The organism is Pseudomonas sp. G2-4 (genome assembly GCF_030064125.1).
In the GTDB taxonomy this organism is placed as follows: domain Bacteria; phylum Pseudomonadota; class Gammaproteobacteria; order Pseudomonadales; family Pseudomonadaceae; genus Aquipseudomonas.
The window spans coordinates 3,535,971-3,549,206 of record NZ_CP125957.1; the positions used below are offsets into that span (position 1 = coordinate 3,535,971).

A 13,236-nucleotide genomic window follows, 5' to 3' on the forward strand; every position below is an offset into this window, starting at 1 on the left:
GCAATGGGCCCTGTCGTTACCGCACGTCCTCCCCAAACCCTTTATGTGACCATTCGTCGCGACGAATTACGCCTACTCAAGGAAGAGCGTGATCTACTGCTTGATGAAGTGATGCAGTTGCGCATGCAGTTGCAACACGCACAGCTACCCCACCAAAGCCAGTCGCTGGCTCGGTAACTGCACCCTAGAGGTACAGCATCAGGAAGTGACCCTGGCCACATCGGTGTCACTTCCCTGTAAGCCCGGCATGCGCACTGGTGGCGCGGGGATTTTATTCCCGCTGGACTGCGTAGCGGTCCCGATCCTGCGTGTTCAGCCTGCCAGGCTGATCAGCGACCTGTTAGGGTTGCTGCGCATCCCGACGGGGATAAATCCCCTGGCCACAGATAAGCCCCCGCTACAGATAAATCACCTCGGGTGATTCGCGTCCGGCCCATCATTTTGTATCAAAAAAACTCACAAAGTTTTCACACCCCTACCGCGATACTCCCGGCCTCTTAAGATAGTTCGGCGTATGCCTGTGGACCCCCATCGGGGTGCCAAAGGCTTCGTCAATGACGGCTGGAGCGCTTGATGAGTTTGTTCAAACGCAGCAAAACGACTGCGAAAAGTTTCGACTGGGCCGGGTTCGGCTGGCTTTTTCTGTTTTTCTGGTACTTCTCGGGTATTACCCAACTGCTCATTCTGCTGACCGGCACTTCTGGCTTCACGGGGTTTCGCCAGGCGCTCCTGATGAGTGCCGTGTGGCTGGCGCCCATGCTGCTATTCCCCGCCCGTACGCGCGTGCTCGCTGCATTGATTGGCGTGGTGCTGTGGGCCTGCTCCATGGCCAGCCTGGGTTACTTCTTCATTTATCAGCAGGAATTCTCCCAAAGCGTCATCTTCATCATGTTCGAATCGAACATCTCTGAAGCTGGCGAGTACATGACTCAGTATTTTGCCTGGTGGATGGTAGCGGCCTTCCTGGCTCACACCGCTGTCGGGTACTGGCTCTGGACTCGGCTGCGTCCGGTGTACCTGTCCCGAGGGCGGGCCTGGGTGGCAGCGGTCGTGATCATAGTGGCTGTGGTCGGCTATCCGCTGACCAAGCAGACCCTGCGCACCGGCACCTTCGCCCGCGGCCTGGAGAAATTCGAAGATCGCATCGAGCCCGCGGTGCCATGGCAGATGCTGGTGGCTTATCGTCGCTACGGCGAACAGCTGGAAAACATGCAAGGCATGCTGCACAGCGCCAGCAAGATCAAGCCATTAAGCCACCTCAAGGATGCCACGGCCAACCAGCCGGCGACCCTGGTGCTGGTGATCGGCGAATCCACCAACCGCCAGCGCATGAGCCTTTATGGTTATCCAAGGGAAACCACGCCGGAGCTGGACAAGCTCAAGGACCAGCTTTCGGTTTTCGACAACGTCATCACCCCGCGCCCCTACACCATCGAAGCGCTGCAGCAAGTGCTGACGTTCGCTGACGAGGAGAACCCGGATCTGTACCTGAGCACGCCATCGCTGGTGAGCATGATGAAGCAGGCCGGCTACAAGACGTTCTGGATAACCAACCAGCAGACGATGACCAAGCGCAACACCATGCTCACGACCTTCTCTCAACAGGCCGATGAGCAGGTGTACCTGAACAACAACCGCAACCAGAACGCCGCGCAGTACGATGGCGACGTGATCGAGCCGTTCAACAAGGCCCTGACCGACAGCGCACCGCGCAAGCTGATCGTGGTGCATCTGCTCGGCACCCACATGAGCTATCAGTACCGGTATCCGCCGACCTTCAACAAGTTCACTGATCGCCAAGGCGTGCCAGCCGGTGTACGGGACAATCAGGTCCCGACCTACAACAGCTACGATAACGCGGTGCTGTACAACGATTTCGTGGTGTCCAGCCTGATCAAGGACTACGCCAAGACCGACCCTAACGGCTTCCTGCTGTATCTGTCGGACCATGGTGAAGACGTGTTCGATTCGCTGGGCCATAGCACCTTGGGCCGCAACGAAGCCAAGCCGACCGCGCCGATGTACACCATTCCGTTCATGGCCTGGGCCTCGCCCAAGTGGCGCGAAAGCCATGACTGGAACTTTGCTGGCGACTTGTCACGGCCCTACAGCAGCTCTCACCTGATCCACACCTGGGCAGACATGGCGGGCTTGAGCTTTGATGAGCTGGACCGTAGCAAGAGCCTGGTCAGCGACAACTTCACGGCCCGGCCGCTGCTGATCGGCAACCCCTATGAAAGCCAGCGTAAAGGGCTGATCGACTTCAGTCTGATGAAACCCAAGACACCAGTGACCGAGGTTGTACAGAAATAACCGGAATCGGAAATGTGCGGGGACATGGTTGACACCTAACCCGTTACTTTCAGGATTAAGCTGTATTGCGACTTGGTGCCCAGCCAAACTTGGGTATAGTCCATAAAAAAATGCCCGTAATCTTTCGATACGGGCATTTTCTTTAACCAGCCACCAGATTGCCAGGTTGTCACGCAGCCTGCGAAGCGGGCTTTTCCCTCATCGTAAATGCAATCAGTCGTCGCGACCCATCAGGCCGAACAGCTGCAGCAAGCTGACGAACAGGTTGTAGATCGATACATACAGGCTGACGGTCGCCATGATGTAGTTGCGCTCGCCGCCATGGATGATGGCGCTGGTCTGGTACAGGATGCAGACCGACGAGAACAGCACGAAGCCGGCGCTGATCGCCAGTTGCAGGCCGCTGATCTGGAAGAAGAAGCTGGCCAGCACAGCGCCCATCAACACGAAGAACCCGGCGGTGATGAAACCACCCAGGAAGCTCATGTCCTTGCGGGAGATCAGCACGTAGGCCGACAGTCCGCCAAATACCAGCGCGGTCATGGCGAAGGCCGAACTGACCACTTCGGCGCCGCCCTGCATCTGCAGGTAGCGGTTGAGGATCGGGCCGAGCAGGAAGCCCATGAAACCGGTCAGGGCGAAGGCCGATACCAGGCCCCAGGCCGAATCGCGAAGCTTGTTGGTGAGGAAGAAAAGGCCATAGAAACCGATCAGCACCACGAAGATGTTTGGGTAACCCACACGCATCTGTTGTGCGACGTAGGCCATCACACCGCTGAAAGCGAGCGTGAGTGCCAGCAGGCCATATGTGTTGCGCAGGACGCGGCTAACCTCTAGCTGCTCAGCCTGCACGCTGTTGTTCACTGCGTAATCCTGTTCGCGCATGGCGACACTCCTCCGGTTTTGAAACATTCAGTGGCAAGGATCATAACAGACGCTCTGTAACAAGCTACGTAGAGAGTTTGACAGTGTGTTTCATTCCGGTATTATGGCGCCCGCAACGCAACACGGAGGTGTGGCCGAGTGGTTTAAGGCAACGGTCTTGAAAACCGTCGACTGTAACAGGTCCATGAGTTCGAATCCCATCGCCTCCGCCATCTTTATACGAAAAAGCCCTGATTATTCAGGGCTTTTTCGTGTCTGGCGTTCAGAATGCCAGCCCGGCTCCAGCATAGGTACACAGCTATGGCAAAACCTACCCAACCGCTCAAGGAAAGAAACGTGACCAGTAAAACCATCAGCTCTCTTGTTGCAGCAGTCATAGGCGTCGTCCTGCTATGCGTCTTCTTTGGCAGTTGGTACACGGTCGACGAAACCGAGCGCGGCGTGCTGCTGCGCAACGGTGCATTGGTCGGGGTGGTGGAACCGGGGTTGTCATTCAAAATGCCGTTTATCGAGTCGGTACGCTTGATCAGTACGCAGAGCCAGGTCACCTCCTATGAAGACCTCCAGGCCTACAGCAAGGACCAACAGTCCGCGCAGCTGAAAGTATCCGTCTCCTGGCACATCGCGCCTTCCGATGTGGCGAAGGTCTATACCCAGTTCAAGGACCTTGAAGGCATCCGCGACCGGATGATCAGCCGCCAGGTGCCGACACAGGTGGAAAACGTATTCGGCAAATTCAACGCCGTGGCCGCCGTGCAGAACCGCGTGCAACTGGTCAACGATATTTCCAGCGCCATCAAGGCCACCATTACCGGGCCTGTGATCATCGACAGCGTCCAAGTCGAGAACATCGACTTCAGTGACGCCTATGAAAAAGCCATCGAGGCGCGCATGGCGGCGGAAGTACAGGTGAAGACCCGCGAGCAACAACTCGCCACCGAGCAGGTTCAAGCCCAGATTCGTGTGACCCAGGCCCAGGCGGAGGCCGACTCGCAAGTGGCCCAGGCCAAAGCGGATGCACAGGCCACCGAATTGCGCGGAAAGGCTGAGGCCGAGGCTATCAAGGCACGGGCCCAGGCCCTGGCCAGCAACCAGAACCTGGTGGAACTGACCAAGGCCGAGCGCTGGAATGGTGTGCTACCCACCACCGTACTGCCGAACAGCACCCTCCCCTTCATCGACATCAAGTAACCCCAGGCGCGGCCAGTCCTGGCCGCGCCCCCCTTCCTGGCGAAGCCCCCCCACGGCAGTAACCGTCTCGCTAACGCTACACTCACCTGACTAATGAACACGACGTTCACCGTTTGCAGGGAGCTCAACGTGTACCCAGGCCAAAGCAAGCTGACGCAACCATCGATACGCCGATTAGATTGCCCCCTCTGCGACTCACGTCTTGAGCACTTCTCCCTACTCGGGAACTCACCGACTCCTTCGCCAATCGTTCTGAACGGGAGAATAGTGTGACGACCATTATCAAAAAATATAAATGGCCCGCCTTATTGGCTGTTGCGCTTGTTGCCTTTTCCGCGCTGATATTCTTTTTGATCAAGTCATACACGTACGACTCATCGACCTACTTTGAATCCCGTGACTTCATTCGCCAGCTCAAGCAATCCGACGCCAACTGGAACGTCAAAATCCTCAGGAAAAAAATCGGCGTCAGCAACAACCTGTCGCTGGTACCGCCTCCAGCGGCGGCCGATCGATGGCTGCAGTTGGAACAGCTCAATAATTCTGGCCCCCTGGCGGCTCTTTGGGCGTCGAGGCGACAAGGTTATGTGGATGCGGTGAAGAACAAAACTGCACTGGTCGATCAATTCCAGCAACACAACGCCAATCTACGCACCGCCCTCGATGCACTGCCAATTACTGAAGACAACATTCAAACCCTGCTTAAAGAGATGACGTTCGAAAGTCCTGCAGAACGTCAAACCGCGGCCTCCAGTGTTCTTGAGCTGACGTTGACGACGCTGGAATACGCACTTTATGTCACTTCGGACAAGGCCCGGGAAGCGCAGCGCCAACTCAGCGAACTGGAACAATACATCGACCAGTTGCCTACGACCTCTCGCCCCCTTTTCATCACCCTGACCCAGCACGTCAAATCCATTATCGAGGAACAACCCGTCGTCAATGACCTGCTTGACCGCATCAGCGTTATTCCAGTTGCCCAGGAACTGGACAACATCAATGAGCTGTTGAACGAGACCCAACGCAGGACAGCCGCAACGGACCGTCAATATCATAGTTATCTGGCCGTGTGTGCCAGCCTCATGGCGTTTTTCATGATCTATCTGGCCGTGCGGCTGGTTCGCAGCTACGCCGTCATCAACCAGATCAATCACGAACTGCAATCGTCCAATGAGCGGCTTGAGGAGCGAGTACAAGAGCGCACTCGCGAGCTGAAGGAGGCCGAACGCGAACTGATGGACGCCGCACGGATGGCGGGCATGGCCGAGATTGCCACGAACGTGCTGCACAACGTCGGGAATGTGCTCAACAGCGTAAATATTTCAGCGGACCTTGTAACGCGCAAGTTAAGGAGCAGTAAGACCCTGGGCCTCGGAAAAGCAGTAAAAATGATGAATGAACACGCCGACGACCTGGGCCGTTTCATCACCCAGGACGAAAAGGGCCGGTTGTTGCCCCGCTACTTCAATGAACTGGTCGACTCCATCGCTGCCGAACAAACACTGCTGATCGAAGAGCTGGCGCAACTGACCAAAAGCATCGACCACATCAAGGAAATCGTCACCACCCAACAAACCTATGCCGGAGCCGCCAGGCTAATCGAAGAGCTCAATGTCAGTGACCTGTTCGAAGATGCGCTACGCATGAACTCGGGTGCACTGAGCCGGCATCACGTCACCGTTATCAAGGATTACCAGGACATCCCTCCCATACGGGGTGACAAGCACCGGTTGCTGTTGATCCTGATCAACCTCATCAGCAATGCCAAATTCGCGATGTCTCACGTTAGCGGCCACCCGCGGGAAATGACATTGGGCATCCGGACCCTCGATCAAACGACGCTGTGCCTCAGCGTTCAGGATCGCGGCGAAGGCATTGCGCCCGATAACCTGGCACGAATCTTCAACCACGGGTTCACCACCCGCAAGGACGGCCACGGATTCGGCCTGCACAGTTGTGCGTTGGCAGCGGTTGAAATGAATGGGCGGCTCCACGTCCATAGCGACGGGCCGGGGCACGGAGCGCAGTTCACCCTGGAAATTCCGCTGGAACTGGCGCGCCCCTGATCAGGGTTGAACCTGACAACCACATGCATGAAAGCGTCTCAGTGGGAATCCGAATCCCACAGCCAATCCCACAAACCCGGCAAGTGCACAGGCTGGGTGGTGTTCTTGACCGTGCGAACCATAGCCGCTCGCTCCAACGCCTGGCGGTCATCATAGAATGGCCTGGCGTCGGTCCTCACGCCCGTGGCACGGGCAGCGTCGAGCAGGATCTGCAGGTACTCCCGAGTGTGACGGGCGGTATAGCGGTTGAGGTCGTGGAAGGTGACGACCACCGGAATCACCCCATCAACCGTCGGCAGCTGTCCTGCGGCGATGCGCTCGCGTACTTCGGAGAGCTGGCGCGTCAGGTTCATTCGCCGTCGCGGGCTGAGGGTGATCCCCCAGACCTTGCCATCGTTGGCGCTCAGGTCGGTGAGCAATACGTGCAGTCCATGGCGCTTGTAGGCGGCAAAGGTACGTCTGTCGTAGCTCCAGAACGGCGGCCTCACCAGGCTAGGCGCCGCACCGGTGACCGCCGCGATGTCGGCAGCGCCATTGACCAGTGACTGCTCCAGCTCGTCAGGATTCAGGAACCGGTGATTGGTGTGCCAATAGGTCGCCGTATGAAAGCCCAGCACGTGGCCTTCTTGCTGCTCACGGCGCATCAATGAACGGCCGATATCACTTCCGCCAGCCCGTGGCGCACGGGTTTGAACAAAGAAGACCGCCTTGATCCCCGGCTGCACCGGATTATCCATGAGTGCGTCCAAGACCGCCTGGCTAGGATTCCAGAAGCGCGAAGCGCTGGGGCCATCATCGAATGTGAGCAAGAAACGAATCGGCGGTTGTGCCCGCAGGTTTTGCTCGGTCTGCGGAGTCAGTTCGATGGGTCGACCGATACATCCCGACAGACCGGTGGCAAGCGCTACGAGAGCCAGGGCCCTGGCGAAGATTTTCATGTTTTGCCTTAAATAAGATGCCGCACTGCTGTGCCTTTGATCCCTGGCCCACGGTCTTGAAGCTCACCTTGGAGAAGGTTAACTGGGTTTGGTTCCTGACAGGGAGCACCGGTCTGTTCATGACCGCCTGGAAATCCGATGGAATTTTCCGCACCGCTCCGCATCCATCCGTATAGAACTAATTAGGGAGGATTTATGGGCGGGCCATCGCTTTACATCATCGACTACGTGCTCCATGGCGAGCCCAAGTCATTCATCATTCGCGCTGAACTGATGAATAACTCCGAAGCTTGGCATTGGGCCAGTTGCGATGCGGGTGTCGGGCGCATACCCAAATTCGGGCGGGAAAAGGTCAAGCGGGTTTCAAAACCCCTGGCTGAAAAATACGGTATTACCGACGTGCGCTGGCGAGCGAGCGTCGCACCGTCCTGGATCAAGGAGTCCGGCTGACTTAGAGAACACAGTTTCCGGCGTACCGGTTGTCCAGCCGTGCGCCGGATTCTTCGACAGACCCGAAATAACTCAACTACGCTTGTATAACACCATAAACCCGCATCTCGCGGGCTTAGTGCTGCCTCATCAACCCTGAATGGAGGTGTGACATGTCCGAAAAAGAGTCCATCACCACGCTGCTCACTTTACTGGAATCGCGCCAGGCCAGGCTCACGGCCGCCTGCAAGGAAATCGCCGACTGGGTCGATCACCAGGGCGGACATCCCACCGCGCTGCGCATCCGCGACCGGCTGAACGACATCGACAAAGATGCTCCGTCGATCCAGAGCGCATTGACCTCGCTCAAGCCTGTTGAGCGGCCATTACCCAAATTCCGCTAACGCTTTGCGGCAGACACGTTCCCCTGAACTCTACCGGTTGGAAAACCGATGGAACGAGGGCGTTCTTTGCGCCTCGATATTGATATGTATCGGCGTAAAGAACCGCGAAAGGGAGAACCCATCATGAATGCCAAAGTCCTGCTGTTGATTGCCTGCACCAGCCCGGCCACCGTCATGGCGCAAGGTTGTGATGTCATCACGCGCTCCCAGAGTCCGTCTGTACCGGCGATTGAATCCCACAGCTGCTATGAATACAACGGCATGCCCGCCGAGACCTTGGACTGGTCCTGCAGCAATGAGAGCAAGGGAACAGTAAGCACCCAGAAGCGTAAAGTGGAGCGCTGCGACGAGGGGTATGTGGCCACGTGCCAAGCCAGACTGACGCAAGAAGCCCTGGCCAATCCGCGCTCGACCAGCAAGGACCGCACGGGCGGGTCCGCCAACATTCCTGACAATGCGCAAGTCACCCAGTACTACTATAGTGCCGAGGACTTGGGCCAGGCACAAAAGGACTGCGAAACCACCGGCGGCCGCTGGAAGAACCAGTGATCTCGCGATCCATGCACTCTCCTGCTGTCAGCCCTTGCTGTGTTCCGGCGATGACGGGCCTTCCTTGATGCCTCGAGGCCCGGCCACCCCCCAGATGATCAAGCCCAACACGGGCAGGATTATCAGCAGCAAGGCCCAACCGGCCTTGGTCCCTGCCGACTTGTCGCTTCGAAAGACGCTGATGATTGCCCACAGATCCACCAGCAGCAAAAGCACCGCAACAGCGATCCAGAAATAACTGGCTAATTCAGACATGGCCTTATCCTCTTGTCGGTCTAAGGATTAGGCATGAACGCTCAGGGACTGTTCAAAGAATTTACGTCCTGGCGGGCGCGCCATCATTCAGATGAGCTACCCACTGCTCATAGGCTTCGTGTTGACGCTGAACCGCCTCTTCCCAGGCCGCTCCGGTCATTTGATGAACACAAATAAGCGTCATCATCTCTGATGTCGCCGCATCGAGCTCCACGAGAAGCTCATGGGATTTGATTTTGAAGTCTTCAACGGTGGTCATCTCTCTCTCCCCACTGCCCGGGGCTGGCCATCCACCCAATGAGACATGGATTCATTTTTTTGAATCTGATTCATTCGAGGCGATGACCGGTAGCGCATACAGCGCTGGCGCTCGAATTGATGCAGGGCCTGGCAGCCGTCATGAGGCTTGAAATGAACTCAGTCATTCCCGTCCCGCCACGGTCGTATTGATAGGGCTACCGAAAAACTGTTATTTGAACGCGCGGGTGATGCCGGGCTCAAATATTGCAGTTATATTGCAATTATATGACAGTCACTGATCGAGCAAGGCTTATGAAAATTCGAGCGACCGTCATCTGCGAGGAGAATCGCCATATCCTCCTGGTTCGCAAAGCCAAGAGCCGCTGGGCATTACCTGGCGGTTCCGTTGAGCGCGGTGAAACCCACGCCGGAGCAGCCATTAGAGAACTGGCGGAAGAAACCGGCCTGGACGTCGAAAATCTGCTCTACCTGATGCGAATCCATGACGGTGAAACCGAACACCACGTATTCGAAGCCTCGGTCAGCGACTCAACGGCGGCCAGGCCACAGAATGAAATCAGCGATTGCCTTTGGCATCCACTGGACGCCATTGCGCAGCTGCAGATGAAAAGAGGGACGCGGGAGATTCTTGAGGCGTTTCGGCGGCGGTTGTGAGCCTGGCGGTAGCGCCGAAAAAAAAGAAGCGCAACAAAAAGGGTTGCATGAGATATCTCATGCAACCCTTTGTTTCGTATGGTGCCCGAAGCCGGAATCGAACCGGCACGCCCTTACGAGCGGGGGATTTTAAGTCCCATGCGTCTACCAGTTTCGCCATTCGGGCGGTAGCGCGGTCAAGCCGTCTGGAAGTGGGCAAACGTCGGGTTTGCCGGATCCAGCCGGGTGCAGCAGAGGGAGGAATATATACATCCCTCCCCGCCGAAGCAAGAAGGCCCCAGTCCTTTTCAAGACAAAACCTTGCAGCGCTTCTAAAATAAAAAAGCTCCGTAAATCAAAGATCTACGGAGCTATTTTAAAGTGGAGGCCGAAGTCGGAATCGAACCGGCGTAGGTGGATTTGCAATCCACTGCATAACCATTTTGCTATTCGGCCTCAAGACGCTTGATGCAATGCAGCCACATCAACCGCGTACAAACCTGATCAGGAAACAGGACTCTTAGTAAGCGCTATCCCCTTGAAAACATTGAGATTTTTTACGTCTCAGCGCGTTCGATGGGCGCAATTATGTACTCATTTGCCTAGGCTGACAACCCCTTGATTTCAAAAAAAATTGTCCCTTGACTAGCCTCAGTCTGAACATTGCAGGTGGCTGGTTTAGGGCTGCTGCGCAGCCCAGCGGGAGCAAGCTCCCTCGCCACGGGGGAAATTCAGGTGCCTAGGAGGAGCGAACTAAGGGGCAGTCGCAGCCCACCGCCATTATGGGTAACATACCGGCCTTCCCGCAGCCCTTCTGCGACCTGCCGAATAAGCCCATTCCATGCCTTTTGAACTCAGCGTTGACCTCACCACCCTCGCTATCCTTGCCGTTGTCGCGTTCATTGCCGGTTTCATCGATGCCATTGCCGGAGGGGGCGGCCTGCTGACCACGCCCGCCCTGCTGACGGCCGGCCTGCCGCCCCATCTGGTCCTGGGCACCAACAAGCTCAGTTCGACCTTCGGCTCGGCCACGGCCAGCTTCACCTTCTACAAGCGCAAGCTGTTCCATCCCCGGCAATGGACCCACGCCATCGTTGGCACGCTGGTGGGTGCCCTGACTGGCGCAGTCGTCGCCCATTACTTGCCGGCCGAATGGCTGAACAAGATGCTGCCGGTGATCGTCTTCGCCTGCGGCCTCTACCTGCTGTTCGGTGGCACGCCCAAGGCGCCGCTGGACAGCGACGCACCGATCAAGAAGACCTGGCAATCGACCCAGGGCTTCAGCCTGGGTTTCTATGACGGCGTGGCCGGCCCAGGCACGGGTGCGTTCTGGACCGTCAGCAGCCTGCTGCTCTACCCCATCGACCTGGTCAAGGCCAGTGGCGTGGCCCGTAGCATGAACTTCGTCAGCAACATTGCGGCGCTGTCGGTGTTCATCTTTTCGGGGCAGGTGGATTGGATCATTGGCCTGAGCATGGGCCTGTCGGTGATGGTCGGCGCGTTCTTTGGTGCCCGCACCGCCATCAGCGGCGGTGCCAAGTTCATCCGGCCGGTGTTCATCACCGTGGTGCTGGGCCTGACCGTACGCCTAGCCTGGCAGCACTGGTTCAGCGTGGCCTAGACGCCGCGCCACATAGAGGTCGATCAGGTAACGGGCGATGGAACGCGAGGCCGGCAGGGGCGGCAGGTCGTGGACGTTGAACCACTGCGCGTCCTCGATTTCATCTTCCTGGGGCACGATGTCGCCACTGGCGTATTCGGCGTGAAAGCCCAGCATCATCGAATGGGGGAACGGCCAGCACTGGCTGCCCATGTACTGGATGTTCTTCACCTCGATGCTGACTTCTTCGCGCACCTCGCGAATCAGGCAATCCTCCGCCGACTCGCCCGGCTCGGCAAAGCCGGCCAGGGTGCTGTAGACACCTGTGACGAAACGCGGCGAACGGGCCAGCAGGACTTCATCGCCGCGGGTAATCAGCACAATCATGCTCGGCGAAATCCGCGGGTAATGCCGTAAGTCGCAGGCATCGCAGTACATCGCCCGCTCCAGCGGAATCTGGCCCATGCGCTTGCCGCAACTGCCGCAGAAACGATGCTCCCGGGCCCAAGTGCCGATCTGCGCCGCGTAGCCCAGCACTTTGTACAGCGTGTGGTCGCCCTCGAGCATGAAGGCCCGCAGGCCTTTCCAGTTGCAACCGGGGATGTCCAAGGGACTGTGCAGTTCCAGCAGGTAGACCGGCTCGCCATCCAGATGGCCGATGCCGTGTTCGGCGAGAATCGACAAGTCCTGGCGCTTGAGCCAATCGCGGGGGAACAGCGCGCCGTTGTCGTCGAACAGAAAGCCTTCGGGGCTGCGGGCCACGGCCCAGCCGCCAGGAAGATCGGTATCGAGTACTGCGGTGGTCCAGCGTGAAATCATGGTCAGTCAATCCAGAAATTCGGGTTTCTGTTTGCTCATATGGGCGGCCATGGCCACGCGCAGGTCGGGCGATTGCAGCATGGCGGCGTTCCACGTGGCGACGTATTCCAGCCCGTCGTCGATGCGGTGGTCGCGCATGTAGCTGATCATTGCCTTGGTGCCGGTCACGGCAATCGGCGACTTCGCGGCGATGTCCCGGGCGATGCCCATCACGCCGTCGAGCAGGCTGGCGGCATCACTGTAGACACGATTGACCAAGCCGATGCTGCGCGCTTCGTCGGCACCGAAGGTGCGCCCCGTATAAGCGAGTTCACGCAGCATGCCGTCCCCGATGATCCGGGGCAAGCGTTGCAATGTGCCAACATCGGCGGCCATGCCGATATCGATTTCCTTGATGGAGAACTGGGCGTCTTCGGCTGCGTAGCGCATGTCGCAGGCTGAAACCAGGTCGATAGCCCCACCCAGGCAATAGCCCTGGATCGCGGCGAGCACGGGTTTGCGGCAGTTGTCCACGGCATTGAACGAGGCTTGCAGTTGCAGGATCTTGCGCCGCAACAGGCGTGCGTTGCGGCCGACGTCCTTGCCCAGTTCATTGGCCACCCCCGCCAGCATCATCAGGTCGATGCCGGAGGAAAAATGCTTGCCGGCACCGCTGAGCACCACCACTCGCACGGCGTCGGTGTCGTCGATCCACTGGAAAATCTCGATGATCTCGCTCCAGAACGCGGCGTTCATCGCGTTGATCTTTTCCGGGCGATTGATCTGCACATGGGCGATGTTGTCGGCAAGCTCGACGGTGAACGCTTGATATTGCGACATGGCAGTGATCCTTTACCGGCTGAAAAGAGGCCTGAACTATAGCAAGTCAGCACGACAGGTCGTAGACAGTGCAT

15 protein-coding genes and 3 tRNA genes are annotated in these 13,236 nt (G+C 57.7%); 10 read left to right on the forward strand and 8 right to left on the reverse strand.

All coding sequences use genetic code 11. The features are described from left to right. The first annotated feature begins 3 nt into the window (after positions 1–3). Positions 4–177: a DUF6026 family protein gene (locus QNH97_RS15335; RefSeq protein ID WP_018601582.1), complete on the forward strand. Its 174-nt coding sequence runs from the start codon at positions 4–6 to the stop codon at positions 175–177. A gap of 396 nt (positions 178–573) precedes the next feature. Further along, positions 574–2,313 carry a phosphoethanolamine transferase CptA gene (locus tag QNH97_RS15340; protein ID WP_283552764.1) on the forward strand — a complete coding sequence of 580 codons (1,740 nt, stop codon included), beginning with the start codon at positions 574–576 and terminating at the stop codon, positions 2,311–2,313. 213 nt (positions 2,314–2,526) lie between these two features. On the opposite strand, the gene QNH97_RS15345 is transcribed toward QNH97_RS15340, so the two are convergent. Continuing rightward, positions 2,527–3,198, reverse strand: a complete 672-nt coding sequence (locus QNH97_RS15345) for a Bax inhibitor-1/YccA family protein (protein WP_025213780.1) — start codon at positions 3,196–3,198, stop codon at positions 2,527–2,529. 124 nt (positions 3,199–3,322) lie between these two features. On the opposite strand from QNH97_RS15345, the gene QNH97_RS15350 reads away from it, so the two are divergent. From QNH97_RS15350 to QNH97_RS15360, 3 genes are all read left to right on the forward strand, one after another. Then, a tRNA-Ser gene (locus QNH97_RS15350) sits at positions 3,323–3,410 on the forward strand. A gap of 124 nt (positions 3,411–3,534) precedes the next feature. Beyond that, on the forward strand, positions 3,535–4,389 hold the full coding sequence (locus tag QNH97_RS15355; protein WP_283552765.1) for an SPFH domain-containing protein: 855 nt from the start codon (positions 3,535–3,537) through the stop codon (positions 4,387–4,389). A gap of 269 nt (positions 4,390–4,658) precedes the next feature. Continuing rightward, entirely contained in the window at positions 4,659–6,455 is a 1,797-nt protein-coding gene (locus tag QNH97_RS15360) for a DAHL domain-containing sensor histidine kinase (RefSeq protein WP_283552766.1), read from the forward strand. Positions 6,456–6,493: 38 nt separating this feature from the next. On the opposite strand, the gene QNH97_RS15365 is transcribed toward QNH97_RS15360, so the two are convergent. Next, on the reverse strand, positions 6,494–7,393 hold the full coding sequence (locus tag QNH97_RS15365; protein WP_283552767.1) for a polysaccharide deacetylase family protein: 900 nt from the start codon (positions 7,391–7,393) through the stop codon (positions 6,494–6,496). Positions 7,394–7,588: 195 nt separating this feature from the next. On the opposite strand from QNH97_RS15365, the gene QNH97_RS15370 reads away from it, so the two are divergent. From QNH97_RS15370 to QNH97_RS15380, 3 genes are all read left to right on the forward strand, one after another. After that, positions 7,589–7,843: a DUF6555 family protein gene (locus QNH97_RS15370; protein ID WP_283552768.1), complete on the forward strand. Its 255-nt coding sequence runs from the start codon at positions 7,589–7,591 to the stop codon at positions 7,841–7,843. Between the two features lie 152 nt (positions 7,844–7,995). Beyond that, positions 7,996–8,226 (forward strand): hypothetical protein, encoded by a 231-nt coding sequence (locus QNH97_RS15375; RefSeq protein WP_123344260.1) that lies wholly within the window; start codon positions 7,996–7,998, stop codon positions 8,224–8,226. A gap of 123 nt (positions 8,227–8,349) precedes the next feature. Continuing rightward, on the forward strand, positions 8,350–8,775 hold the full coding sequence (locus QNH97_RS15380; protein WP_283552769.1) for a hypothetical protein: 426 nt from the start codon (positions 8,350–8,352) through the stop codon (positions 8,773–8,775). Positions 8,776–8,802: 27 nt separating this feature from the next. On the opposite strand, the gene QNH97_RS15385 is transcribed toward QNH97_RS15380, so the two are convergent. Both QNH97_RS15385 and QNH97_RS15390 read right to left on the reverse strand, forming a co-directional pair. Further along, positions 8,803–9,030, reverse strand: coding sequence for a PLD nuclease N-terminal domain-containing protein (locus QNH97_RS15385; RefSeq protein WP_025213790.1), 228 nt, complete (start codon positions 9,028–9,030; stop codon positions 8,803–8,805). Between the two features lie 61 nt (positions 9,031–9,091). Continuing rightward, complete coding sequence (locus QNH97_RS15390) at positions 9,092–9,289, reverse strand: hypothetical protein (RefSeq protein ID WP_283552770.1); 198 nt, start codon at positions 9,287–9,289, stop codon at positions 9,092–9,094. 293 nt (positions 9,290–9,582) lie between these two features. Between QNH97_RS15390 and QNH97_RS15395 the strand changes: the two genes are divergently transcribed. Next, positions 9,583–9,945: an NUDIX hydrolase gene (locus QNH97_RS15395; RefSeq protein ID WP_283552771.1), complete on the forward strand. Its 363-nt coding sequence runs from the start codon at positions 9,583–9,585 to the stop codon at positions 9,943–9,945. 79 nt (positions 9,946–10,024) lie between these two features. Here the strand turns inward: QNH97_RS15395 and QNH97_RS15400 are convergent. Both QNH97_RS15400 and QNH97_RS15405 read right to left on the reverse strand, forming a co-directional pair. Next, positions 10,025–10,111 (reverse strand) — tRNA-Leu (locus tag QNH97_RS15400). A gap of 195 nt (positions 10,112–10,306) precedes the next feature. Then, positions 10,307–10,380, reverse strand: a tRNA-Cys gene (locus tag QNH97_RS15405). A 385-nt stretch (positions 10,381–10,765) separates the two neighbouring features. Between QNH97_RS15405 and QNH97_RS15410 the strand changes: the two genes are divergently transcribed. After that, complete coding sequence (locus QNH97_RS15410; protein ID WP_283552772.1) at positions 10,766–11,545, forward strand: TSUP family transporter; 780 nt, start codon at positions 10,766–10,768, stop codon at positions 11,543–11,545. Here the strand turns inward: QNH97_RS15410 and nudC are convergent. After that, positions 11,513–12,343, reverse strand: a complete 831-nt coding sequence (gene nudC / locus QNH97_RS15415) for an NAD(+) diphosphatase (protein ID WP_283552773.1) — start codon at positions 12,341–12,343, stop codon at positions 11,513–11,515. The two genes, QNH97_RS15410 and nudC, sit on opposite strands and share 33 nt — an antisense overlap. A 6-nt stretch (positions 12,344–12,349) precedes the next feature. After that, positions 12,350–13,162, reverse strand: a complete 813-nt coding sequence (locus QNH97_RS15420; RefSeq protein WP_283552774.1) for a crotonase/enoyl-CoA hydratase family protein — start codon at positions 13,160–13,162, stop codon at positions 12,350–12,352. Positions 13,163–13,236 lie beyond the last annotated feature (74 nt).